The organism is Pseudomonas lundensis (genome assembly GCF_001042985.1).
GTDB lineage: Bacteria > Pseudomonadota > Gammaproteobacteria > Pseudomonadales > Pseudomonadaceae > Aquipseudomonas > Aquipseudomonas lundensis.
The window spans coordinates 141307-167504 of record NZ_JYKY01000007.1 but is presented as its reverse complement, the minus strand read 5'-3'; the positions used below and the strand labels follow the sequence as shown (position 1 = coordinate 167504).

Genomic DNA, 26198 nt, shown 5'->3' with positions numbered 1-26198 from the left:
GCGGTTGAACGCGAGACCGCGCCCACGGGGATGCCGATTTTTCATACGGGACAAACAACAAGGGGGCGAATTCTCATCCGCCCCCTGTGTGTCCGCTTATTCTTGCGGTGCTTCTTCGTCAGCGGCAGCCTCTAGCGGTTGCTCGTCGTCAGCGCCGTCCCGGAGGACCTCGCCTTCGATCTCGATACCGTCTTCGCCCTCACCTTCGAGTTCTTCGCCTTCGACTTCCGAAGGCTCCTGAACCCGCTCAAGCCCGACCAGCGTTTCATCGCTTGCCAGCTTGATCAAGGTGACGCCCTGCGTGTTACGCCCCAGACTCGATACTTCATCGACACGGGTACGCACCAGAGTGCCCTGATCGGAAATCAGCATGATCTCTTCACCGTCCAGCACCTGAACCGCACCGACCAGACGGCCATTGCGCTCGTTGCTGACCATGGCAATCACGCCCTGACCGCCACGCTTGTATTCAGGGAACTCACTGATCGGGGTGCGCTTGCCATAACCACGCGCCGAAGCCGTCAGGATCTGGCTGCCCTCTTCAGGAATCAGCATCGAAATCAGCTTCTGGCCTTCCGGCAGACGCATGCCGCGCACGCCTCGCGCCGTACGGCCCATGGCACGCACGTCAGACTCTTTGAAGCGCGTCACCTTGCCGCCATCGGAGAACAGCATGACTTCGCGCTCGCCGTCAGTAATCGCGGCGCTGATCAGCACGTCGCCTTCATCCAGTTCCAGGGCGATCAGGCCGACGCTGCGCTGGCGGCTGAAGGCTTCCAGAGGGGTCTTCTTCACAGTGCCGTTGGCAGTGGCCATGAAGATGAAGTGACCTTCGGTGTATTCCTCGACTGGCAGCATGGTGGTGATGTATTCGCCATCATCCAGCGGCAGCAGGTTGACCAACGGACGACCCCGGGCTGCACGGGAGGCTTCCGGAATTTCATAGGTCTTGAGCCAGTACACCTTGCCTTTGCTGGAGAACAGCAACAGCGTGGTGTGGCTGTTGGCTACCAACAGGTGAGCGATGTAGTCCTCATCCTTGACGCCGGTAGCCGACTTGCCCTTACCGCCACGGCGCTGAGCCTGATAAGCCGCCAGTGGCTGGGTCTTGGCGTAACCACCGTGGGAAATGGTGACCACACGCTCTTCTTCCGGAATCATGTCGCCCAGCGTCAAGTCGAGACGGGCATCCAGGATTTCAGTACGACGCACATCACCGTATTCGGCGCGGATCACTTCCAGCTCTTCGCGAATCACTTCCATCAAACGCACAGCGCTGTTGAGGATACGGATCAGCTCGCCGATCTGATTCAGGATTTCCTGGTATTCGGCCAGCAGCTTCTCGTGCTCAAGACCGGTCAGGCGGTGCAGACGCAATTCAAGAATGGCCTGAGCCTGCTCAGGCGACAGGAAGTATTTGCCATCACGCAGGCCGTATTGCGGGTCCAGGTTTTCCGGACGGCAGGAATCGGCCCCTGCGCGCTCGACCATGGCCACCACGGCGGTAGACTCCCAAGGCGTGCTAACCAGCGCTTCCTTGGCTTCCGACGGCGTGGGCGACGCTTTGATCAGGGCAATCACAGGGTCGATGTTGGACAGTGCAACGGCCTGACCTTCAAGGATGTGACCGCGCTCGCGGGCTTTGCGCAGCTCGAATACCGTACGGCGGGTAACGACTTCGCGGCGGTGGCGCACGAAGGCTTCCAGCAGATCCTTGAGGTTCAGGATGCGCGGACGACCGTCGATCAGGGCCACGATGTTGATGCCGAACACGCTTTGCAGCTGTGTCTGGGCATACAGGTTGTTCAGGATGACTTCCGGGACTTCACCGCGACGCAGCTCGATCACGACACGCATACCGTCTTTGTCGGACTCGTCGCGCAGCTCGGTAATACCTTCGAGCTTCTTCTCTTTGACCAGTTCGGCGATCTTTTCGATCAGACGCGCCTTGTTCAACTGGTAAGGGAGCTCGGTGATCACGATCTGCTGGCGACCACCGACCTTGTCGATGTCTTCGATGATCGAACGGGCACGCATGTAAATACGGCCACGACCGGTGCGATAGGCTTCGATAATGCCGGCACGGCCGTTGATGATGGCCGCTGTCGGGAAGTCCGGCCCGGGGATGAACTGCATCAGCTCATCGACGCTCAGCTCAGGGTTGTCGATCAGCGCCAGGCAGCCATCGATCACTTCACCCAGGTTGTGCGGGGGAATGTTGGTGGCCATGCCCACGGCGATGCCGCTGGAGCCGTTGACCAGCAAGTTGGGAATACGGGTTGGCATGACCGCCGGGATCATTTCCGTGCCGTCGTAGTTCGGCACCCAGTCCACGGTCTCTTTGTGCAAGTCGGCCAGCAGTTCGTGGGCCAACTTGCTCATGCGCACTTCGGTGTATCGCATGGCGGCGGCGTTGTCGCCGTCGACCGAACCGAAGTTACCCTGACCGTCTACCAGCAGGTAGCGCAGGGAGAATGGCTGAGCCATTCGAACGATGGTGTCGTACACCGCAGTATCACCATGCGGGTGATACTTACCGATTACGTCACCGACCACACGGGCAGATTTCTTGTACGGCTTGTTCCAGTCGTTGTTCAGTTCGCTCATTGCAAACAGCACACGCCGGTGCACGGGCTTCAAGCCATCGCGTGCATCAGGCAGTGCCCGCCCGACAATTACGCTCATTGCGTAGTCGAGGTAGGACTGTTTCAGCTCGTCTTCGATATTGACCGGGAGGATTTCTTTGGCCAGTTCGCCCATGAGAAGCCTGATTCCTTTTTCGGGTGAAACTTCGCCACATCCATTCGGGACGAACGAAGCTCGCCGATGCTGGCCACGTGCCAAGCAACGACTTACGACAAATCAACGAGTTATGACACGGATTTGCGCATTAAGGGCAACCCCTGCGGGCCACCCTGGAAACCGCTGGATGTTATCACAATCGCCGCCACGCACCTATCCCCCTGATGCGCATGGCACACAGTAAGTGCACCAATTATCGGCTTAAACGCGCTCTGGGGAGCCGAGAGCGTCTTAATGCAGCCGCTTGCGACACATTAACTGGGCCATTTTGGCGGCATCCGGACGTTCGACGATGCCCTTTTCGGTCACGATCACATCGATCAGGTCCGCGGGCGTGACGTCAAACACCGGGTTGAACGCTGACACCTGCGCGCCCACGCGCTTGCCGCCCACGCTCAGCAATTCTTCGCCGTCCCGCTCTTCGATCGGGATCGACTCACCGCTGTCCAGCGCCATGTCAATGGTCGAGCTGGGGGCGACCACCATAAACCGCACGCCATGGTGCATGGCATTGACGGCCAACTGGTAGGTGCCGATTTTGTTCGCCACATCGCCGTTTGCCGTGATGCGGTCAGCCCCCACAATCACCCAGGTCACCCCTTTGGTCTTCATGATATGCGCCGCCGCCGAGTCGGCATTCAACGTCACCGGGATCCCTTCATTGGCCAATTCCCAGGCGGTCAGGCGCGAACCTTGCAGCCACGGCCGGGTTTCATCGGCATAGACCTGCTCAATCATGCCTTCCAGGAAGGCCGCACGAATCACCCCCAGCGCCGTACCAAAACCGCCAGTCGCCAGCGCACCGGTATTGCAGTGGGTCAACACGGCCTGGGCGTTGCCTTGATGCCGACGAATCACATCGACACCCAGTTGCGCCATGGTCAGGTTGGCTTCGCGATCACTGTCATGAATGGCCAAGGCTTCGGCTTCGAGCGCCTGCAGCGCATCCTCGCGATGCTGCACGCGGGCCAGGCGCTCGCGCATACGGTTCAGCGCCCAAAACAGATTGACCGCCGTCGGCCGCGAATCAGCCAATAGCAAAAAGTCGGCTTCCAGCGCCGCCACCCAATCACCGCCAGCCGCCTTGCGCGTGCGTGCAGCGAGCACCACGCCGTAGCCGGCGGCGATACCGATCGCCGGCGCGCCACGCACCACCATGTCGCGAATGGCCTGTGCGACACCCTCAGCGCTGGTGTAGGGCAACCAGCTTTCTTCGAACGGCAAAATACGCTGATCCAACAGATACAGGGCCTCGCCCCGCCAGTCGATGGCCTTCACCTTTTCCGCCGCCAACAGTCGATCGCGCATGCCTTCCCCCATCACCCAGAAACAAAGCCGCCGATTATAGCGAGCCCTCCAGCAAGACGCTCGGGTATACTTCGCCTCCTTTTTATAAAGCACTGGACACCCTTTTCGATGCCGACTGCGACTGCGCCCCTCGACTTATTACTGTTGCCAACCTGGTTGGTGCCTGTCGAACCGGCCGGCGTCGTACTCAAGGACCACGGTGTCGGTATTCGTGACGGGCGCATCGTGTTCATCGGCCCGCGCGCGACCGCCCTGAAGCTCACCGCTGTCCAGACCCGCGAACTGCCCGGCAATCTGCTTTGCCCGGGGCTGATCAACGCCCACGGCCATGCAGCCATGACGCTGTTTCGCGGGATGTCCGATGACCTGCCGCTCATGACCTGGCTGCAAGATCATATCTGGCCCGCCGAGGGCAAGTGGGTCGACGAAGCGTTCGTGCGCGACGGCACCGACCTGGCGATTGCCGAACAGCTTAAAGGCGGCATCACCTGCTTCAGCGACATGTACTTTTTCCCCAAGGTCGCCTGCGACCGTGTTCATGAAAGCGGCATCCGCGCGCAAGTCGCGATTCCGATCCTCGACTTCCCGATCCCCGGCGCGAGTTCGGCGGACGAGTCGTTGCGCCAGGCGGTGGAACTGTTTGGCGACCTTAAATTTCATCCACGGATCAACATCGCTTTCGGCCCGCATGCGCCCTACACCGTCAGCGACGAAAACCTGGAAAAAATCCGCGTGGTGGCCGATGAGCTGGACGCGTCGATTCATATGCACGTGCACGAAACCGCCCATGAAGTGCATCAGGCGCAGGCGCACACGGGCGAGCGGCCGCTGGCCCGCCTCGCTCGCCTGGGGTTGCTGGGTCCGCGCTTCCAGGCCGTTCACATGACCCAGATCAGCGATGACGACCTGGCGATGCTGGTAGAAAGCAACGCCAGCGTGATTCACTGCCCCGAGTCCAATCTGAAACTGGCCAGCGGCTTCTGCCCGGTCGAGCGTTTATGGCAGGCCGGGGTGAATGTGGCGGTAGGCACAGATGGCGCGGCCAGTAACAATGACCTCGATTTGTTGGGCGAAACCCGCACCGCTGCCTTGCTGGCCAAGGCCGTCGCAGGCTCGGCCACGGCACTTGACGCCCACCGCGCGTTACGCATGGCGACCCTTAACGGCGCCCGCGCCTTGGGCCTTGAAAGCGATATCGGCTCCATTGAACTCGGTAAATATGCAGACATGGTGGCTTTCGACTTGAGTGGGCTGGCCCAGCAGCCGGTCTACGACCCCGTGTCGCAACTGATCTACGCCACAGGCCGGGACTGCGTCCAGCACCTGTGGGTGGGCGGCAAGCAGTTGGTCGAAGACCGGCGCCTGACCCGCCTGGATGAACAACAGCTGATCGCGAACGCCAAAGCCTGGGGCGAGCGCATCGCCAGCCACACCCATTGAGACCAACGCGGGGGTGTCAGCCCGCCGCATTACCCGGATTTTTCAGTTTTAGAGGATTGACCCATGAGCAACGTTGACCACGCCGAGATCGCCAAATTCGAAGCGCTTGCCCATCGCTGGTGGGACCGTGAGAGCGAATTCAAGCCACTGCACGACATCAACCCGTTGCGCGTCAACTGGATTGACGAGCGCGTGCAACTGGCCGGCAAAAAAGTCCTCGACGTGGGCTGCGGCGGTGGCATTCTCAGTGAATCCATGGCCCAGCGCGGCGCCCAGGTGACGGGCATCGACATGGGCGAGGCGCCATTGGCCGTAGCCCGCCTGCATCAACTTGAATCCGGCGTGGAAGTGGATTACCGCCAGATCACCGCCGAAGCGCTGGCCGAAGAAATGCCAGAGCAATTCGACGTGGTCACCTGCCTTGAAATGCTTGAGCACGTGCCCGATCCGGCCTCGGTCATCCGCGCCTGCCATCGTCTGGTCAAACCGGGCGGCCAGGTGTTCTTCTCCACTATCAACCGCAACCCGAAAGCCTATCTGTTCGCGATCATTGGCGCCGAATACATCATGAAGCTGATCCCGCGCGGGACCCACGACTTCAAGAAGTTCATTCGCCCTTCCGAGCTGGGTGCATGGAGCCGTCAGGCCGGACTGAGCGTCAAAGACATCATCGGCCTGACCTACAACCCGCTGACCAAGCATTACAAGCTGGAGTCGGACGTCGACGTCAACTACATGATCCAGACCCTGCGCGAGGAGTAAGCCATGCGTTTAAGAGCAGTTCTTTTTGACATGGACGGCACCCTGCTCGATACCGCGCCGGACTTCATTGCCATCTGCCAGGCGATGCGGGCCGAACGCGACCTGCCACCTATCGCTGACAAGCTGATCCGCGACGAAATCTCCGGCGGCGCACGCGCCATGGTAGCCGTGACGTTCAACATGGACCCAGAGTCCCCGGGGTTCGAAGCCCTTCGCCTGGAGTTCCTGGAACGCTACCAGCACAATTGCGCCGTTCATACGCGGCTGTTCGATGGCATGGCCGAGCTGTTGGCCGACATCGAAAAAGCACACCTGATCTGGGGCGTCGTCACCAACAAACCGGTGCGCTTTGCACAGCCGATCATGGAGCGGCTGGGGCTGGCCGAGCGCTCGGCACTGCTGATCTGCCCGGACCATGTCACGCGCAGCAAACCGGACCCCGAGCCGCTGACACTGGCATGCAAGATGCTCGATCTCGACCCGGCCAGCGTGCTGTACGTCGGTGACGACCTGCGCGATATCGAATCGGGCCGCGATGCAGGCACCAAGACCGCCGCCGTGCGCTTTGGCTATATCAACCCCGACGACAACCCGGATCACTGGGGCGCTGACGTCGTGGTCGATCACCCCTGCGATTTGCGCAAAGTATTGGATAACGCGATGTGCAGTTGCTAAGCAACAAGCGCCGCCTTAGACCCCATCTTCTCGTAGAGGCTTTATATGTTTGATTACACCGCCCGCCCCGACCTGCTTCAGGGCCGCGTCATTCTCGTTACCGGCGCTGGCCGGGGTATCGGCGCTGCCGCCGCCAAAACCTACGCAGCCCATGGCGCCACGGTGCTGCTGCTGGGCAAAACCGAGGCCAATCTGAGCCAGGTGTACGACGAAATCGAAGCCGCAGGCCACCCACAGCCTGCGGTTATCCCGTTCAATCTGGAAACGGCACAGCCACACCAGTACGACGAACTGGCCGCCATGATCGAAAGCGAATTCGGTCACCTGGACGGCGTGCTGCACAACGCCTCGATCATCGGGCCGCGCACGCCTTTGGAGCAGTTGTCGGGTGAGAACTTCATGCGCGTGATGCAGGTCAACGTCAACGCCATGTTCATGCTCACCAGCACCCTGCTGCCGCTGCTCAAGCTGTCGCAGGACGCCTCGGTGATCTTCACCTCAAGCAGTGTGGGTCGCAAAGGCCGGGCTTATTGGGGGGCGTACGGCGTGTCCAAGTTCGCCACCGAAGGTTTGATGCAAACCCTGGCCGATGAAGTGGACGGCATCGCGCCGGTTCGCGCCAACAGCGTCAACCCGGGCGCAACCCGCACCAGCATGCGGGCGTTGGCATACCCGGGCGAAAACCCGGAAAACAACCCGCTGCCCGACGCGATCATGCCGGCGTACCTGTACCTGATGGGCCCGGACAGCACCGGCATCAACGGCCAGGCCTTCGACGCGCAGTAAGCGTCAACTAAAAAACCGCAGGTTGCGCTGTACGCGACCTGCGGTTTTTTATGCGCTCACATTCAAATCAAACGCCTTAACCGGCCTCGACCATCTCCTGGCGCTCGCGCGCCACGGGCGCCTTCTCGTACTGCAGGCAGCTTTGCAGGAACAGGTATTTGTAGTCATAACTTTTGCAAATCGCTTTGCGCAGTTCAGTTTGCAGCGCCTCGCTCGGGTTCAAGCCCGCCAGCGTGCAAATAATCTCCAGGGCTTCCCAGGGATGCTCGTCATCGTACTGAGCATGCATCTTCAGCCACTTCATGGCGCGCTTGCGCCCCTCCTGCGGGAATGAGTCCTCATACACCGTACTGGAACAGACCACCGCTGACCATTCACCCACGGCGCCCTCAATGGCGTAGTTGGTCGCTGCCATCGAGACCGCCAGCGAGTCCGCCGTGCACGTGTGCCAGCACCAGTCGTTCAATGCCTGGAATTCTGCCGGGATCTCCTGGGCGATCATGTCGTCCAGGCTCACATCATGGGCACGCGCCCAATGCACCCAGTAATCGGCATGGTTGAGTTCGACGCGAATGTTGCGAATCAGCCAGCGACGCGCCATGTCTTCGCCGGGGTGGCGGCCATAGCGGGTTTTGCCCAGGTTATGCCCCATGTACAGCGAGAATTGCTCGACAACCGGCCAGCCACCGATCAGGTACATGCGCATGGTTTTGGGGTTGATCGTGTTGTCGCGCATGCGTTGGTAGATTTCATGCTCCACGACCCGGCGTTTGCTCGGCGCGCAGTCACGAATCAGCTGCTGAGCCCATTGCGGATAACTGGTGGCTTCCATGAGCGGGCCAGTACGAACAAATGTATCGATCACAATCGGGTTCCTTTTGAGAGGTGATTAGACAGACCTGCAAAACCTCAACGCAACGAGCCCGGCGCCTTCAAAGCCAATGGCCATGAGCGCTTGGGGCGGGACAACAGGCTGTCACTGGTGAACAATCGCGGCCGTTCAATGATGTAACCCTGAGCATAATCGACACCAATCTCGATCAATGCCTGCTCAATCTGCGGCGATTCAACGAACTCTGCAATAGTGCGTTTGCCCATAACATGCCCGATATGGTTAATAACCTCAACCATAGCGCGGTTAATGGGATCGTCCAGCATATCCTTTACAAAACTGCCATCGATCTTCAAAAAGTCGACGGGCAGATGCTTGAGGTACGCAAACGATGACATTCCGGCGCAAAAATCATCCAGCGAGAAGTGGCAGCCCAACCCTTTGAGGTCATTGATAAAGCGGATCGCACTGCCCAGATTGGAAATCGCGCTGGTTTCGGTTATTTCGAAACACACCCGCTCCGGCGCCACGCCATAACACGCGAACTGTTCATGCAGGAACTGCAAAAAGTCCTCATCACCGATGGTGGAGCCCGACAAATTGATGGCACACATTGCCATCGACTGATCAGAACCCAAGGCCGAGCATTCAGAAATCACTTTGAACACGTTCTCGACCACCCAGCGGTCAATCGATGTCATCAAGCCATAGCGCTCTGCGGCCGGAATAAAGCTGTCGGGCAGGATGATGTGCCCCGATTCATCGTGCAGCCGCAGCAGGATTTCAATATGCCCGTCTTGCACGCCCTGCCCCAGCGGCGTGATTTCCTGGGAATACAGGCAAAACCGGTTCTCCTCCAAGGCCACGTGCAGGCGTTGCACCCACGCCATTTCGCCAAAACGCAAAGACAACTCCGAGTCGTCGGCATGGTAGACCTGCACCCGGTTACGGCCTTTTTCCTTGGCCATGTAACAGGCCATGTCCGCTGCGCGCAGCGAGCCTTCCAGCGTCACAGGGGCTTGGTGAATGTGTACCAGACCAATGCTGATGGTGTTAAGGAAAGGACGGCCTTTCCAGGCAAAATGCAGGCTTTGAACGGTCTGACGCAAACCCTCGGCAATTTTTTCCGCCATATCCGGCGCGCAGTTCTCCAACAGGATGCCGAACTCATCACCGCCCAGACGCGCCAGGGTATCGCCCTCGCGCAAACCCGAATGCAGCAGCGCACAAATATGGCGCAACAGCTCATCGCCTGCCGCATGGCCACAGGTGTCATTGACCAATTTGAACTGGTCCAGGTCGAGGAACATCAAGGCGTGCCGCCCCTGCTGACGGCCCAGGTTTTGCAGCACCAGATCCAGGCGGTACTCAAACTCACGGCGGTTGGCCAGTCCGGTCAGAGCGTCGTGGGTCGCTTGCCAGGAGAGATTGGCGATGTATTGCCGCTCCTGGGTCATGTCATGCAGCACCAGCACAGCGCCGCTCACTTTACCTGCACTGAAAATAGGCGCGCCCACCAGCGTCACGGCGACCGTGGTGCCATCCATGCGCTGAATCAGCTTGGAGTGGTCGCTGCTGTTGCCCAACTGGCCGCTCAAAATATGGTCGATCAGCTTTAAGCCGTCATCGGGCGCATTTTCATCCAGCAACCTGAACAGTGCCGCCAACGGCACGCCCTGCGCCTGCTTGGAGTTCCAGTGAGTGAGGTGTTCGGCAGCCGGGTTCATGTAGTCGATGGCGCCGTTGACATCGGTGGTAATCACCCCGTCGCCAATCGACTCCAACGTCACCAGCGCACGCTCTTTCTCCACCTGCAACGCCTCGGCAAAGGCCCGGCGCTGCGCCAGGATTTTATGCGTGCGCAACAGGGCCAGCAGAATCAACATCAGGGCGGTGGCGAGGTTAATGAAGATCAACAACTGTTGAATGAAGCGCGAACCTTCACCCAGGGCGTCACTGAACGCTTTGGCGGCCGGAGTCACGCCTTCGTTGATTTCGAAAATCCGCTGCTTCCAGCGCTGCACGTCCGCGTCGGTGGCCTGATTGGCACTGATTTTTTGGTGCATTTCCTGCGCCAGCGTATCGAGCTGAATCAGGTATTCGTCACCCACCGTCCATTTTTGGATAGCGGTGTCCAGGTAACTGAAATGGCGAAAGTGGCGATAGAACCAAATAATGCTCGCTACATCATCCGGGCTGTTGCCGCCCTGCAAGATGCCTTCGCGGGCGGCATTCAGATCGGGGGGGGACTGGTCCAGCGCCAACCGCAGATTATGACCACCTTGCGGCACCCGGATAGCCTGCTGATATTTGTCAAAAATGGCCGGATCGCGGCTGTCTGCGTACAGATTGAGGTAGTAAATGGCATCTTTTTGACCCTTGGACCACAGGCTTTCGCCCGCCACATAACCCCGAACCGCCGAGAGCATATACAGGCTCACGCAGCCTAATAACGCCTGGAACAGCACCACCGCGATAAACGGCCACACAATGCCCAACAGCCGCGGTGTACCAAGTTCACGCTTACGCTTCATGAGTTCCCTTTCATTCAGATTGCTGGATGAAAACCAGAGAAAATGCCTCACGGCTACTTGAGACTAGGTCAATTTCTGACAAGCAAAACAACCAGACGTGCAGACCCACTCTAAAGGCTTCGGGCGGGCAATCAGGCACAAAAAAGAGATTGATGTTGGGGATTCAAGCACTCAACAGGGAAAACGCAACGTCGACGCAGGCTCAACTTTGCTGCAAGTGCCCGTATAACTTGGCGTAGAGCCCGCCTTCAGCCATAAGCTGTTGGTGATCGCCCTGCTCGGCAATGCGGCCGCCATCAAACACCAATACCCGATCCGCCTGTTTTACCGCAGATAGGCGGTGGGCAATGATCAAAGTCGTGCGCCCGCTCAAGAATTTTCCCAAAGCGTGATGCAGGTTGTATTCCGTGGCAGCGTCCAGCGCACTGGTCGCCTCATCGAGGATCACCACTTTGGGATCGGCCAACACCATGCGCGCGATGGCCAGCCGCTGACGCTGACCGCCGGACAGGCGCACGCCGGAGCGCCCGACAATGCTGTCCAGCCCTTGGGGCAAGGTATGAATGGTGCCGTCGAGCTGGGCGATTTCCAGCGCCCGCCAGCAGGCTTCGTCGGTGCGCTCGCGGCCCATGGTCAGGTTGGCGCGCACCGTGTCGTTGAACAGGGCCGGATGCTGCAAGACCACGGCAACATGCTCACGAATGGTGTCGAGCCCGATGGCCGGCTGGCTTTCGCCAGCAAAGAAGATGCTGCCTGACTGAGGCGTGTACAGCCCCAACAGCAACTGAACAAGGGTACTTTTGCCGCCACCGCTGGCCCCGACGATGGCCACCTTTTCGCCCGGTGCAATGGTCAGGTTCAAGTGATCGAGCACGCGCTCTTCGCCATAGCTGAAACACAAGTCCCGCACTTGCACCCCGACGGTCTGCCGGCCCGTGAACGGATCGGCCCCACCGGGGTACTGCGGCTCGTCAGCGCGGGCCAGCAATTGGTTGATACGCGTCACCGCCCCGCCCGCCGCATAAAACGCATATTGCAGGTTCAGCAACTGCTCAACGGGGCCGATCATGAACCACAGGTAACTGAAAACCGCGAGCATCTGGCCAATCGACAAGTCCGAGAACAGCACGGTCAACATCGCGGCAGCGCGGAAAATATCGATCCCGAACTGAAACAACAACCCGCTCGCCCGGTTGGAGGCGTCGCTTTTCCATTGCGAGGCCACAGCAAAATCACGCACCTCTTTAGCCCGGTGCCCAAGGCGCCCGAGGAAGTAGCCCTGACGATTGCCGGCGCGCACCTCCTGGATAGAATCCAGGGTTTCAGTCAGCGCCTGGGTGAAGCGCGCGGTGCTGTCGTTTTCGAGCTTTTTGAGGTGCTTGACCCGCTTACCCAACTGCACCGTGGCGTAAATCACCAGCGGGTTGAACAGCAGGATCAACAGCGCCAACTGCCAGTGCATCCACAACAAAATCGCGGACGTGCCGACCAGCGTGAGCATCGCCACCAAAAACCGGCTCAGGGTCTCGCCCACGAACTTGTCCAGGGTGTCCAGGTCGGTCACCAAATGCGTGGTCACGGTACCGCTGCCCAAGCTCTCGTATTCCGCCAGCGAGATGCGTTTCAGGCGTTCGATCAACCGCAGGCGGATGCGAAACACGATGTCCTTGGCCAACCGCGAAAACAACCGCGCTTGCAGCACGTTGAACAACAACGCGCCACAACGCAGCATCAACGTCACCAGCAGCATCAGGCCGATATACCCCACTGAAGACTGCAGCGTGGTCGGCAAGAACTGATTCATCACCTTGAGCGCGGCATCGCCATTGCCCAGCAGCACTTCGTCCACCAGCAAGGGCAGCAACAACGGGATCGGCACGCTGCACAGGGTGGCCAGCACTGCGACGCCATTGGCAATCCACAGCGCTTTTTTGTGACGCAGGGCCAGCCGACGGATTTCAGCCCAGGTCAGGCGATCCGGTTGGGAAGTACTCAGAGGGGATTCCTTGGGGTTACCCACGCGCGGCACGGTCCAGCCAGCGCCCGAGCAGATCAGATAAAGGGTCGAGCGGTTGATAGCCATTGGTGAGCAACGCCAACTGGCCATTGCGCTCAGCCAGCAGCGTCGGGAACCCGGCAATGCCCAAATCTTGCACCCATGTAAAATCAGCCGCCGTCGCGGCGTGTTGCTCGACACTGTCGAAGGCCGCCGCAAATTCGATGCGCGGCACACCGGCTGTTTCAGCCAGCTCCACCAGCACACTGGCCTGGGTCACATCACGGCCCTGCACGTAGAACGCTTGCTGGATCAAACCCGTCAGGGTCCACGCACAATCGGGGGCCAGGCTGCGCGCGGCAACGATCGCCCGACAGGCGGGTTCGGTGTCATACACGAAACCCTCGGGCAACGCTCCGTCAACCGTAAACGGCTGGCCGGTGGCCTCAGTGACCGCCTGCCAATGCTCCAAAATGTAGCGTCGGGTGTGCGGTTCGAGGGCTGATCCACTGCCCGTGCGCAACTCGCCGACCACCAGATGCAACTCCACTCCGGCGGCCTGCGCCTGCTCGACCAAGGCCCGGGCGACGGGCGCAAAGCCCCAGCACCACGAACACATGGGGTCCATCACATAGAGCAGGCGCGCTGACATGGCTCAGGCCTCGGCAGGTTTACGGTAGTTGTGGCCAATCGGATGCGGCTGGTTACGGGCTTTGGCCAATTCGATCTGCTTTTGGCGGTCGATGGCGCTGCGACGGGTTTTCTCGCTCAGTTTGTCCCAGCAATGCGGGCAACTGATACCCGGCTGATAATGCTCGGACTCACGGTCGGCCGCGCTGATCGGCGTACGGCAGGCGTGGCATTGATCGTACTCACCTTCGGTCAGGTCATGGCGCACGGTGACGCGGTTGTCGAACACGAAACAGTCGCCCTGCCATTTGGTTTCTTCCTGCGGCACCTCTTCGAGGTATTTCAGGATTCCGCCCTTGAGGTGATACACCTCGTCAAAACCTTGGCTGAGCATGTAGCTGGAGGCTTTTTCGCAACGAATGCCGCCGGTGCAGAACATGGCGACTTTCTTGTGTTTGGCCGGGTCGAAGTTGGCTTTGATATAGTCCGGGAACTCACGAAAACTGGTGGTTTTCGGGTCGATAGCGCCTTCGAACGTGCCGATGGACACTTCGTAGTCATTGCGGGTATCGATCAGCAAAACTTCTGGGTCGCTAATCAGCGCGTTCCAGTTTTCGGGGTCGACGTAGGTACCGACTTTCTTGTTCGGATCTACGCCTTCAACGCCGAGGGTGACGATTTCTTTCTTGAGCTTGACCTTGGTCCGGTAGAACGGCTGGTCGTCGCAGTAGGATTCCTTGTGGTCGATATCGACCATGCGCGGGTCATTCCTGAGCCAGGCCATCAGCCCGTCGATGCCTTCCCGGCTGCCGGAAACCGTACCGTTGATGCCTTCTTCAGCGATCAGCAAAGTGCCCTTGATGCCATTGTCGACCATGGCCTTGAGCAGCGGCTCACGCAGTTCGACGTAGTCTTCAAGGGTGACGAATTTATACAGTGCAGCGACAACGATTGGCGCAGTCATGGGACTCTCTCCAGGTGGCTACCCTCGTAAGGGGTGAACCGGATGCAAAAAAAACGCGCCGGCTAAGCGGCGCGCTGCGGATTCTAACAAAAAGCCCCCGGGTTAAGCCAACGGGCGATCACCGCCAGCACAAGTCGGCGATGCCGGGGCCGTGCCGATTTTCGCCCATTCTTCAGGCGTGTACGTGTGCAAGGCCAACGCATGGAACTCGCCCATCAAGTCACCCAGGGTGGCGTATACCTTTTGGTGACGCTTGACGCTGTTGAGACCGGCAAACTGCTCGCTGACCAGCACGGCCTTGAAGTGCGTCTGCAACCCGCGGCTGTGCATGTGACTTTCATCGAGCACGCTTAGGTGCACGGGCTGCAAGGCGGCAAGCGTCGATTCAATACGTTGTTGCATGTTCATTGAGGCTCCGCTTACTTCTTCTTGGCCGGGGCCGCTTTTGGCTCCAGCTCTGCGGTCATGTCTGCCAGCAGCTTATTGACCACCGGTACGGCGCTTTCGAGTTTGGCCTGGGTCATTTGTGCCGATTGCTGGGTCAACTGAGGCATTTTTTCCAGGACTTTTTTACCCAGTGGCGACTGGTAGAACGCAACCAGTTCCTTGAGCTCGGGTTCGCTGAAGTTGGTGGTGTACAACTTGACCATGTCCGGCTTGAGCTTGTCCCAGCCAATGGCCTGATCCAGCGCAGTGTTGGCCTTGGCCTGGTAGGTTTCCAGCAGGGCTTTCTTGGAGGCAGGTGCTTTGGTCTGCTCAAAGCGTTGAGCGAACATTTGCTGCACTTGCATGTAGACCGGGGTACCCAGCTTGTCGGCATGGGCCAGCTTCAGGAAGGTTTCAGCACTGGCAGCGTGGCTGGCAGCATCGGCAAAAACCTGGCCGCTGGCGCATACCAGAGCAACTGCTGTACAGATGGCGCGAAGACGGGTCATCGAGTTTCCTTTATCTAGCAAGCGAGGTCGAACCCCAAGGACGCCCATTCTGCGCCTAACAAAGTGTGTCACTCAACCCCGAGGGTGATAAGGGTTCTCATCCTGTCGACAAAAGTCGATAAAACCAAAGATTGAACCCCTTTCCCCGATCCGGGCCTAAGCTCAGTGATCCATTTCTGAGAGGAAGCCACCAGATGAGCCGTATCGAAACCGACAGCCTGGGTGAAGTGAATGTGCCGGAGGAGGCCTATTGGGGCGCGCAGACCCAACGTTCGCTGATCAACTTTGCCATCGGCAACGAGAAAATGCCGCTGCCCGTGCTGCACGCCCTGGTGCTGATCAAAAAAGCCGCTGCCCGGGTCAATGACCGCAATGGCGACTTGCCTGCCGACATCGCCCGCCTGATTGAACAGGCCGCCGATGAAGTGCTGGCCGGTGAACACGATGACCAGTTCCCGCTGGCCGTCTGGCAAACCGGCAGCGGCACCCAAAGCAACATGAACGCCAACGAAGTGCTGGCCGGACGCGCCAACGAGCTGGCGGGCAAGGGCCGGGGTGGCAAGTCGCCGGTGCACCCCAATGACCACGTCAACCGCTCCCAAAGCTCCAACGACTGCTTCCCCACTGCCATGCACATCGCCGTGGCCAAAGCGGTGCATGAACAATTGCTGCCCGCTATCAGCGAACTGACCGGCGGCCTGGCGGAGCTGTCGGCACGCCACATGAAGCTGGTGAAAACCGGGCGTACCCACATGATGGACGCCACGCCGATTACTTTTGGTCAGGAAGTGTCGGCGTTTATCGCGCAACTCGATTACGCCGAACGCGGCATCTACGCGGCCCTGCCTGCGGTCTACGAGTTGGCCCAGGGCGGCACAGCCGTCGGCACCGGCCTGAACGCACCCCACGGGTTTGCCGAAGCGATTGCCGCTGAACTGGCAGCGCTGTCCGGCCTGCCCTTTGTCACTGCACCCAATAAATTCGCCGCGCTGTCGGGGCACGAGCCCCTGACCAACTTGTCAGGTGCGCTGAAAACCCTGGCGGTCATGCTGATGAAACTGGCCAATGACTTCCGCCTGTTGGGTTCCGGCCCACGCGCGGGACTGGCCGAAATCAAACTGCCCGCCAATGAGCCGGGCAGCTCGATCATGCCGGGCAAGGTCAATCCGACGCAGTGCGAAGCCCTGTCGATGCTGGCCTGCCAGGTGATGGGCAACGACGTGACCATCGGCTTTGCCGCCAGCCAGGGTCACTTGCAACTGAACGTGTACAAGCCGGTGATCGTCCACAACCTGCTGCAATCGATCCAGCTGCTGGCAGACGGCTGCAGCAACTTCCACAAGCATTGCGTCACCGGGCTGGAAGTCGACGCGGCGAAAATGGCTGAACATCTGGAACGTGGCCTGATGCTGGTGACGGCACTCAATCCGCACATTGGTTACGACAAATCGGCGGAAATCGCCAAAAAAGCCTACGCCGAAGGCCTGACCCTGCGCGAAGCCGCGCTGGAGCTGGGTTACCTCACAGACGAAGAATTCGACCAGTGGGTGCGGCCAGAGAACATGTTGGGCACCGGTAAGCACTGACGGCAGGCGCGCAGCGACGACACCACTGTTGTCGTCGCTGCCGAACACCGAGAAAGATCGCGTTAGTTACTTCTTGTGCTTTTTATCGTGCCGGTCGCGTTTCTCGAACGCGGCTTGCAGCGCATCGTTAAGGGTGCGCAACACTTTGACCCGCGCCCAGCGCTTATCATTGGCTTCTACCAGGGTCCAGGGCGACACTTCAGTACTGGTGCGGTCCACCATGTCGCACACGGCCGCGCGGTATTCGTCCCACTTTTCGCGGTTGCGCCAGTCTTCCTCAGTGATTTTGAAGCGTTTGAACGGGATGGTTTCGCGCGCCTGAAAACGCTCCAGCTGGGTGTCCTTGTCAATCGCCAGCCAGAACTTGACCACGATGACGCCCGCATTGTGCAACTGTTCTTCGAAGTCGTTGATCTCGCCATAGGCGCGCAGCCAGTCCTGTTGAGCGCAAAAGCCTTCAATGCGCTCCACCAGCACGCGCCCGTACCAAGAGCGGTCGAAGATCGTGAACTTGCCGCGCGCCGGGATCTGCCGCCAAAAGCGCCACAGGTACGGTTGCGCCCGTTCGTCTTCCGAAGGGGCGGCAATTGGCACGATGCTGTATTGACGGGGGTCCAGGGCGGCGGCCACGCGCCGGATCGAGCCGCCCTTGCCCGCCGCATCGTTGCCTTCAAACACCGCCACCAACGCGTGACGGCGCATGCGTTTATCGCGCATGAGTCCGGACAGACGCGCCTGCTCGGTAATCAACTGCTCCTCGTAATCGTCTTTGTCCAGACGATGGGTCATGTCCAGACAATCGAGCAGGCTCTTGCCGTCTATAGGGTCCGGCAAAGGCGGCACCGTGATGGAGTGCGGCTTGACTTTGGGGGTATTGATTGCTGCTTGCAGGCCTTCGAGCAGGATTTTGCCCACCGTCAGGCTGCGGTAATACGGGTCCACGCCTTCAACGATGTTCCACGGGGCGAAGTCGCGGCTGGTGCGACGAATCATCCGCTCACCGAAATGCACCACCTTGTCGTAGGTTTCGGACTGTTGCCAGTCCAGCGGGCTGATGCGCCAGCTGTGCAGCGGATCGTCCTTCAGGGCTTTGAGCCGGGCTTTCATCTGTTTTTTGGACAGGTGAAACCAGAACTTCAATATCACCGCGCCTTCATTGCAGAGCAGTTTTTCCAGCCGTTCAGCGCCGTTGATTGCCTGATCGAGCACCGCATTCTTGAACTGACCATGCACGCGCCCTTGCAGCATCTGGCTGTACCAGTTGCCGAAAAACACCCCCATTCGCCCCTTGGCCGGCAACTGACGCCAATAGCGCCAGGCCGGCGGGTGCGCCAGTTCTTCATCGGTCTGGGTGTCGAAGGTGCGCACTTCGATCAGTCGCGGGTCCATCCACTCGTTCAGCAACTTGACGGTTTCGCCCTTGCCAGCCCCTTCGATCCCGTTGATCAGCACAATCACTGCAGAACGTTTCTGCTGATGCAGCTCGTATTGCGCTTCGAGCAAGGCCTCACGCAACGCGGGCACTTCGTTGTCGTAAGTTTCTTTGTCGATGACATGGCCAATTTCAGCGGATTCGAACATGGAAAACTCCCTGGCACGATGCCCACAAGACTAGCGGAATGATCTGTCATGCGTAGGGGAGAATGATCACAAATCTGTCATGGGTCATGCTGTCATCTGCCAATCCGCTAGAATGGCCGCCTTGCCGATACCGAGCCCCCCATGACAATTGAAATGCCCAATGCCCAGCTCGACTGGGATGACCAGGGTCGCCCCCACTCGCGACTGTTTGACGACGTGTATTTTTCGGACAAATCCGGTCTGGAAGAAACCCGTTATGTGTTCATTGAACAAAATGCCTTGCGCGAGCGCTTTGCCGCCCTGCCCGCCCACGGGCATTTTGTGGTGGGCGAAACCGGTTTCGGCACCGGCCTCAACTTTCTGTGTACGTGGCAATTGTTTGAAGAAACCGCCCACCCTGACGCCCGACTGCATTTCGTCAGTGTCGAAAAATACCCGCTGACCCGCGAGGACCTGCAACGCGCCCTCAGCCTCTGGCCAGAGCTGGCGCCGTACAGTGAACCCTTACTGGCGAGCTATTTCGCGATTCATCCGGGGTTCCAGACCCTCAGTCTGGCCAACGGGCGGGTCACGCTGACCTTGCTGATTGGCGATGTGCTGGAACAATTGCCGCAGCTCGATGCGCGAATCGACGCCTGGTTTCTGGACGGCTTCGCTCCGGCAAAAAACCCGGCGATGTGGACCCCCGAACTGTTTGCGCAGTTGGCGCGTCTGGCAGCACCCGATGCCACGATCAGCACCTTTACCAGCACCGGCTGGGTGCGCCGCGCGCTGAATGAAGCCGGCTTCAAAATGCGTCGCACGCCCGGGATCGGGCACAAGTGGGAAATTCTGCGGGGCGTGTTTTTGGGGATGCCTGAAACTGCGGTGGCCGAACCCGGCGTCAAACCCTGGTTCGCTCGCCCGCCGCAAATCAACGGCCCGCGCACGGCATTGGTAATTGGCGCCGGGCTCTCGGGATGCGCCAGCGCCAACAGCCTGGCCAAACGCGGCTGGCAAGTGACCCTGCTGGAGCGTCACGAACGATTGGCCAAGGAGGCTTCGGGCAACCCGCAGGGCGTGTTGTACCTCAAGCTTTCCGCGCACGGCACCGCGCTGTCGCAGATGATCGTCTGCGGCTTCGGCTACACCCGTCGTGTACTTGAACACTTGCAGCGTGGTCGGGACTGGGACGACTGCGGCGTACTGCAACTGGGTTTCAATGCCAAGGAGGCTGACCGTCAGGCACAACTGGCCGCCGCCTTTCCTGCTGCGCTGGTTCACTTGCTGGATCAACCCCAGGCCCAAGCCCTGGCCGGTGTCGAACTGGCCCATGGCGGCCTTTTCTATCCTGAGGGCGGCTGGGTTCACCCTCCAGCCCTGTGCCGCTTCCAGACACTGCACCCGAATGTGAAGATCCTGACGCACCATGACGTGCTGCACATCGACAAGGTAGACGGCCAATGGCACGCGTTGCATAACGATCGCGTGCTGGCCAGTGCTTCAGTGGCCATATTGGCGGGGGCCGCCGAGGTTAAACGCTTCCCGGCCAGCAGCGGCTTGCCCCTCAAGCGCATTCGCGGGCAAATCACCCAATTGATCGAAAGCCCCGGCAGTGCCGCGCTGAACACCGTCGTCTGCGCCGAGGGTTATGTGGCGCCCGGCCGACTTGGCGAGCACACCGTGGGCGCCAGCTTTGATTTCCATAATGACGATTTGACCACCACGCCCGAAGGCCATCAGGGCAATCTGGAGTTGCTGCAAGAAATTTCGCCGGATTTGGTGCAACGTCTGGGCAAGGAACACCTTGATCCCGAGTCATTGCAGGGCTGGGCTGCGTTTCGCTGCACCAGCCCGGACTACCTGCCCATCGTCGGGCCGCTTGCCGACCCGCAGGCGTTCGACCAGGCGTATGCCGTACTGAGCAAGGACGCCCGGCAAGCGCCGGACGTACCGTGCCCATGGCTCGACGGTTTGTATATCAACAGCGGTCATGGTTCACGCGGCCTGATAACCGCGCCTTTGTCGGGCGAGTTGTTGGCGGCGTGGATCAACAATGAGCCCCTCCCCCTGCCGCGTGACGTTGCCCAAGCCTGTCACCCCAATCGCTTTGCCGTACGCGCGTTGGTTCGCAGGCGCTGACGCCGCCCCTCAACGGGACGGGGGCGCTGGCAATATGGCCTGTGTTTTGGCCAGGCTCCACCCGTCAACGGCCGTGTCCATTGCGGCACGAACCTCATTCACCAACCTGAGGTAGCGTTCACTGTTCATTTCCGGGGAGTTGCGCAGCAATTCACTCAATTGCTCAAAATACGGGGCCGTCAGCTGAGAAAATTCAGACTGATATTTTCGAATCAAATGCTCACGCCAGAACTCGGTGCTGCTGACAAATTCACCTAACGCTGGTGTTTTTTCGGCGGCTTCAACCCGCTCTTTGGCAGCGTCCAGGTCCGCTTGCCTGACACCGGCAATCTCTTTAAAGGGCATGCTGCGAGGCTGATCAGGCAGGTTCAGGGCCTGACTTAAGCCAATCCTGTAAGCCAGATGGACTTCCACCTCATCGGGAGCAGGGCCTCCTGCAGTCAATCGCGCCTCACACGCATCACTGGCCACTTTGCCCACTTGATCGAGCCTGAACAGACCCGTGGCGAAGTTCAGCAGGTCGGATTCCTGCGCTGACCCGCCAGCACTCAGCTTGGCCAGTTGCATGGTCACCTCCAATGCGCTGAAAGTCAGGGCAACACTGTCTGTGCAACTGCGCGGCGCCGCGGCGATATTCATCAAGTCGCGACGCAGCGTGTGATTTCGGTTGGCCGCCTCAATCATCTCCCAGATCCGGCGGCTCAAGTCCTGGCGCACGGTCTGGGCATCTGCGGTTGAGGTCAGACGGCCAATCACCGTGAAGAAGTCTTCTGAAGACGGGTCTGTTTTCAACTCGGCCCAGAGTGCCTCACGTCGCACCAACTCATGATTGGTGATACCGGTGGTCCAGAAATCAAAAGCCGCCGTTTCACTCATCAAGGTCTCCGTGTTGATCCCGAAGCTGCTGCCACCGTCCTGGGCGACAAAGCGTGAAAGGCGCAAGCGGGTCGCTGCTGACAATGGGTTGCCCGACAAGGAAATATTACGCGTGACCGTGGCAGAGGCCTGATAAATCAGTTCGGGAATATCCACCAACTGATTTTCTCGCAGATCGGCCGCTTCCAGCATGGGCCGCGAGAGCAGCCCCATTGGCCACTGCTCAATCCAGGTGCGGCGCAGATACACCCGGCGCAAGTACGGCAGTTCACTCAGATCCAGCGAGGGGCCCAGCAGATTGTCATTGAGATTCAACGTTTCAAGCACATGCAGTGAACCCAGTACAGCGGTGTCTTCTGCCGTGAAGTACAACAGGTTGTGTGCCAGTGAAAGCTGTCGTAACTGCCGCATAGTCTTCAATTGCGAGGGCAGATTCACCAGTCGGTTATGGTCCATCTGTAACGACCTCAGCCCCGTGAACGACTCAAGGAACGTGTCAGCGTTATGACGGCAATCCATGTTGCTGAGGTTCAAATCCGTGATGTGGCTGAAATCGATCTGCGTGGGCAATCTGGGCATATTGCCCACGCGCAAGCCGTCAAGATTCAACTCATAGGTTTGATGACGACCGATCCAGGGCATGTGGGTCGGATCTTTACGCCAACTGCGTTGAATCATGCGCGATGCCTGATACCGGCTTTCCGGGTAATCGTGCAAAGCGGGGGCACCGGCCATGTCCAGAGGGGCTGCATCAATCCACGCCTGAAGCGCCTGACGCAGTATTTTCCTCTGCCGCTTGCGTGCCCGCAGATAAACCAGCGGTTCAAGCTGGCTCTCGGTGATGGAATCCAGGTACGCCTGCACGTGATGGTCGGCAAATTCAGGGTACAGATCGCGCACCCGGCGTTGTAACGACTGGGCATAACGCCCCTGATCCAACCCGCAAAGCGGATACCCGATTTGACCGTCGAGCATGCGCACCGGCGGTTTGAATTGCGGTTTGATCGATTGCATACCCAACGCGTGTGCGGATGCTTCACGCTGACTGACCGCCACTGAACCCAACACTGCGTTAAAAGCAGGCGCGTCATTGGCTGTCGAGAACCCTAACGCCTCGCGCTCGCGATTGTTCAACAACTTGAAAACCGCACCTGACAACAGCGCATCCTCACCCGGTTCCAGGGCATAACGCTTGTCTTTAAGTGCATACCGCTGATAACCGTGTTGTGTTTTGACCAGCAAGCGCGTCGGTTGTGTAGAGCGCCCCCACCGTTGCAATACCGCACCCAAAGGAGAAGCATCGCGCAGTTCAAATGAGGCACTGACCGGCCAATGGGGCATCTGACCGAGAAAATGACCGGCCAGACGATTGGTATCGATGGCGTTCGGTATGTGGGAGGTCAGGTAAAAGCCTTCAAACGCGCGATTCAAACGCCCGTCACGCAGGTAGGCACGGGCGTGTTCAGCCAGCGGCAAGGGCACCTTACCGGTGCGCAACGTATCGCGTTCAACATCGGTGGCCGACTCGACCAGCGACTGGGCCACCGGTTTTGGCAGCCCGGAAAAAGCCGTTTCAATGGGTGTGACCAGCGCGGAATCGGACACATTGAAACGTGCGTAGAGGCGCTCAAACAAGGCCGCCCGATTATCACTGGCATAAGCACTCAAGGCGTTGGACAAGGCTGCGACAGGGAGGGGCGACACCGAGATGTCGCTGCCCAGCAACGTCTTCACTTGCTCTGGGGACAGCGCCGCCAGCACCGTCTCAAGCACCTTGCCTTGTTCAAGCGCCGTGTGCGTGAGAGTGACAAGGTCGGGGCGTTCCCCTTCCACAACGCCGTACTCAAGGTGGGAGCCTCCCGCCCCATTGACCAGCACCAGCCCTTTGCCTTCGGGCCAACCCGACAAGTGCGGCAGCAGGCTCAGTTGCAAATCCGCCCACTTGGGCTGTGTGTACCCCCCCGCCCTCATCTGTTCGATAAACCCGGTGATCTGGCGGTCCATCTCGAAGCGTTTGAGGCTGACGTTCAACATCGGGGGCGGCTTCAGGTTTTCCAGATGCACACGACGCATTACATCGGCTTCTGTCCCTGTCAACGCACGAATCTGCTCCAGCGTCGATTCATCCAGACCTGTCGAACCGTGCCCCAATCGCCCTATCAGCACCCCACTGCCCTGCCACTCAAGGGGACGTTCGTGCGCGTGCTGCCATGCCCCTTGCTGATTGTGCAAAAGCCCGGGCTTGAATGCCTTTGGCCGACGCGGGTGGACGATGCGCCACTGCCTGGCGGATCCATCGTGTTCGACGGCATAGTGTTTGCCATCCACGGTGACCAGTTGCTTGCCATCGACCTTGAAAAAACCGGTTGCATCGCGCGTGTGCTGGCGGTGCTCGGCCGCCCCGGTATAGGCATAGTGCTCAAGCTGCTTGTTCCATAACCGCGCCGTGCCGTCTTCGCGGCGAATGGGTTCGAAATCTTCAAAAAAGGCGGTGGTGGTCTCGCTCAAGCGGCTGGCGACCTTTTTGACCACCACGCCCCCGACCACGGTGGCAGCCGTGGTCACGATGTCCAGTGCGACGTTCAACAGGTGCTCGCGCGCATGATCAACATCACCATGCGCCCAGTCATCAACGCCTTCATACACTTCTGAGAGCATTTGTCCTACCGCAACGGCCAGCATGGCACCCCCTAGCACCGGGACAAACAACGACGCCACGTTAACGATAAACAGGCCGACGCTCTGATAGAGCTGCCACTTTTGCTCGCGTTCCTGCTCGTCCAGCACCCCCGTCGGCACGGCCAACACCCGGGCATCGGCAAACATGTTTTTCAACTGAACCGTACACAGATAATGCGCGGCGCTCACGCGCAGCGGTGAGGTCACCAGCGCCAGCCATTGAGGGGCGGCCTTAACCTTTTGCAAAAAGCCGGGCCTTGCGCCAAGTGCGACGAAACGCGAGAAGAAATCCACGTACTCCGACCGTTTGAGGCGCACCTGCAACTCTTCAATAAACACCTGCAATGAGTTGAACTCAAAGAACGGTGAAACCGGGTCGTTGGGGATGTAAACCAGCACGCGTTCATTGGGGTGCAACAACGGTGGATGGGCCGAAAAAATCACCACACCGTCAATCACGGTGTCCAGTATCGACAGCGAGCTTTGTACTAACGCGTTGCCGTCAAGCGTGGGGCTGCCTCGTCCTCTGGGGTCAGCACTCTGCGACAACAACCCCACGAGGGCATGATAGGCCGTGTCGCTGAGGTTGTTTTTCAGGTGCGCAATGTGGGCATCCACCTCCATGTCATAACGCTTGAGTACACGCAGATTGGACACAGTTTGGGCGTGAGCGTCCGTTTGTTCAGACGCCCCCGTGGGGGCAACACCCAAAAACGCCTGCAAATACTGCTGATATTTGAGTCCCAGGTTCAGTTCACGGCTCAAGGCGGCGAATTGGTGAGGATGAACAGGGCTCGCCGTCCCTGGGTAACGTGCCAGACGGATTCGACTTTGCGGGCTAAAACCGCCGGGCAGGGCCTCGCCTTCCGAAAAATTTTGCAGGGCCGCCCACAGCAGGGTTTTGGGTTCATCGAGTACGGTGTAATGACGAAGCGTGCCCAGCAGCGTGTCATCTGTCATCAGGTGCACGTGTGCCACATGCAGATGGTCATGAAAAATGTCGAGCACATTGCCGAACCTGCGTTTGACTTCAGCCTCAAGCAACGGGGCGCAATACGCTTCGATGCCTTCCAGCTCGGAAAAACGCTGCCCTGACACGGCATGGTAAGCACGGCTCTGGGCCATGGCGGTATTCAGCGCCTTGAGGGTGTTCGCCGGAGCATCCAGCAGCCACTTGGGCATGTGCCCGCGTACCAGTTCAAGGGGCTGCAGATCACTCAGGGTTGAATCGCGTGCATCAAGGGGCAACGTTGCGAGGGTATCGGTCATATCAACAGCTCTGCCTAGGTCGAATAAGCTCACCAACCTATCCCTGCAACCCCTGCCTAATGACCTAAATAAATATGACCGGCTGATGTTTGAGTACGCGTTCACGGCCTTCAGAAAACGACCATTTGTAATTTTTTTGAACGATCACGCTTTTCAGGGACTCACAAAAACCATGTCACTCACAGCGGCGCGCTCTGACTGTGTATTCGCGCCGGAAGGATCGGGAGACAGGTCAGAGCATTACGTCCGATCCAAAACAGGGCCTGAACGCTACTGGTTGTTAGCACTGCGCACGCTGGGTGTGAGGCACCGCAGGATGCATGACACCCGGCACACGTGTGCCAGGGTGTGTTTGATGTCTATCGCCCGACTTGATCCACGCCAGCAGACCGTGCTTTTAACCGGTGCAACACGCAGCCACT

Annotated in this window: 17 protein-coding genes; 6 read left to right on the top strand and 11 right to left on the bottom strand. The window is 59.2% G+C overall.

Annotation, left to right across the window (positions count from 1 at the left end):
* Nucleotides 1-96: 96 nt before the first annotated feature.
* Together gyrA and mtnA are read right to left on the bottom strand one after the other, a co-directional pair.
* Complete coding sequence (gyrA, locus tag TU74_RS08485; protein ID WP_048375991.1) at nucleotides 97-2760, bottom strand: DNA gyrase subunit A; 2664 nt, start codon at nucleotides 2758-2760, stop codon at nucleotides 97-99.
* A gap of 273 nt (nucleotides 2761-3033) precedes the next feature.
* A complete protein-coding gene (gene mtnA / locus TU74_RS08480) occupies nucleotides 3034-4110 on the bottom strand; it encodes an S-methyl-5-thioribose-1-phosphate isomerase (protein ID WP_047277871.1) in 1077 nt (358 codons plus the stop codon).
* Between the two features lie 108 nt (nucleotides 4111-4218).
* Here mtnA and TU74_RS08475 point away from each other — a divergent pair, with 108 nt between their 5' ends.
* The 4 genes from TU74_RS08475 to TU74_RS08460 all read left to right on the top strand — a co-directional run bounded on the left by TU74_RS08475 (nucleotide 4219) and on the right by TU74_RS08460 (nucleotide 7773).
* Nucleotides 4219-5550, top strand: a complete 1332-nt coding sequence (locus tag TU74_RS08475; RefSeq protein ID WP_047292809.1) for a TRZ/ATZ family hydrolase — start codon at nucleotides 4219-4221, stop codon at nucleotides 5548-5550.
* A 63-nt stretch (nucleotides 5551-5613) separates the two neighbouring features.
* Entirely contained in the window at nucleotides 5614-6312 is a 699-nt protein-coding gene (ubiG, locus tag TU74_RS08470; protein ID WP_047275338.1) for a bifunctional 2-polyprenyl-6-hydroxyphenol methylase/3-demethylubiquinol 3-O-methyltransferase UbiG, read from the top strand.
* 3 nt (nucleotides 6313-6315) lie between these two features.
* Complete coding sequence (mupP, locus tag TU74_RS08465) at nucleotides 6316-6987, top strand: N-acetylmuramic acid 6-phosphate phosphatase MupP (protein ID WP_047275340.1); 672 nt, start codon at nucleotides 6316-6318, stop codon at nucleotides 6985-6987.
* A 45-nt stretch (nucleotides 6988-7032) separates the two neighbouring features.
* Nucleotides 7033-7773 (top strand): YciK family oxidoreductase, encoded by a 741-nt coding sequence (locus tag TU74_RS08460; protein WP_048375988.1) that lies wholly within the window; start codon nucleotides 7033-7035, stop codon nucleotides 7771-7773.
* 76 nt (nucleotides 7774-7849) lie between these two features.
* Here the strand turns inward: TU74_RS08460 and TU74_RS08455 are convergent, their stop codons facing one another.
* The 7 genes from TU74_RS08455 to TU74_RS08425 form a co-directional block, all read right to left on the bottom strand.
* A complete protein-coding gene (locus TU74_RS08455; protein ID WP_048375986.1) occupies nucleotides 7850-8638 on the bottom strand; it encodes an iron-containing redox enzyme family protein in 789 nt (262 codons plus the stop codon).
* A gap of 44 nt (nucleotides 8639-8682) precedes the next feature.
* Nucleotides 8683-11139, bottom strand: a complete 2457-nt coding sequence (locus tag TU74_RS08450) for an EAL domain-containing protein (protein ID WP_048375984.1) — start codon at nucleotides 11137-11139, stop codon at nucleotides 8683-8685.
* A gap of 202 nt (nucleotides 11140-11341) precedes the next feature.
* Complete coding sequence (locus TU74_RS08445) at nucleotides 11342-13222, bottom strand: ABC transporter ATP-binding protein (RefSeq protein WP_230683769.1); 1881 nt, start codon at nucleotides 13220-13222, stop codon at nucleotides 11342-11344.
* Complete coding sequence (locus tag TU74_RS08440; protein WP_048375982.1) at nucleotides 13152-13787, bottom strand: DsbA family protein; 636 nt, start codon at nucleotides 13785-13787, stop codon at nucleotides 13152-13154. The genes TU74_RS08445 and TU74_RS08440 overlap by 71 nt, the downstream gene beginning before the upstream one ends.
* A 3-nt stretch (nucleotides 13788-13790) precedes the next feature.
* A complete protein-coding gene (trhO, locus tag TU74_RS08435; RefSeq protein ID WP_047275350.1) occupies nucleotides 13791-14729 on the bottom strand; it encodes an oxygen-dependent tRNA uridine(34) hydroxylase TrhO in 939 nt (312 codons plus the stop codon).
* A gap of 102 nt (nucleotides 14730-14831) precedes the next feature.
* Nucleotides 14832-15137 (bottom strand): BolA family protein, encoded by a 306-nt coding sequence (locus tag TU74_RS08430; protein WP_047275352.1) that lies wholly within the window; start codon nucleotides 15135-15137, stop codon nucleotides 14832-14834.
* An 11-nt stretch (nucleotides 15138-15148) separates the two neighbouring features.
* Complete coding sequence (locus tag TU74_RS08425) at nucleotides 15149-15664, bottom strand: DUF2059 domain-containing protein (RefSeq protein ID WP_047277713.1); 516 nt, start codon at nucleotides 15662-15664, stop codon at nucleotides 15149-15151.
* 194 nt (nucleotides 15665-15858) lie between these two features.
* On the opposite strand from TU74_RS08425, the gene TU74_RS08420 reads away from it, so the two are divergent.
* Nucleotides 15859-17250, top strand: coding sequence for a class II fumarate hydratase (locus tag TU74_RS08420; protein WP_047275355.1), 1392 nt, complete (start codon nucleotides 15859-15861; stop codon nucleotides 17248-17250).
* 66 nt (nucleotides 17251-17316) lie between these two features.
* Here the strand turns inward: TU74_RS08420 and pap are convergent, their stop codons facing one another.
* On the bottom strand, nucleotides 17317-18831 hold the full coding sequence (pap, locus tag TU74_RS08415; protein WP_048375980.1) for a polyphosphate:AMP phosphotransferase: 1515 nt from the start codon (nucleotides 18829-18831) through the stop codon (nucleotides 17317-17319).
* A 141-nt stretch (nucleotides 18832-18972) separates the two neighbouring features.
* Here pap and mnmC point away from each other — a divergent pair, with 141 nt between their 5' ends.
* Complete coding sequence (mnmC, locus tag TU74_RS08410) at nucleotides 18973-20952, top strand: bifunctional tRNA (5-methylaminomethyl-2-thiouridine)(34)-methyltransferase MnmC2/FAD-dependent 5-carboxymethylaminomethyl-2-thiouridine(34) oxidoreductase MnmC1 (RefSeq protein ID WP_048375979.1); 1980 nt, start codon at nucleotides 18973-18975, stop codon at nucleotides 20950-20952.
* A 9-nt stretch (nucleotides 20953-20961) separates the two neighbouring features.
* Here the strand turns inward: mnmC and TU74_RS08405 are convergent, their stop codons facing one another.
* Nucleotides 20962-25776: an NEL-type E3 ubiquitin ligase domain-containing protein gene (locus tag TU74_RS08405; RefSeq protein ID WP_048375978.1), complete on the bottom strand. Its 4815-nt coding sequence runs from the start codon at nucleotides 25774-25776 to the stop codon at nucleotides 20962-20964.
* Nucleotides 25777-26198: the final 422 nt, after the last annotated feature.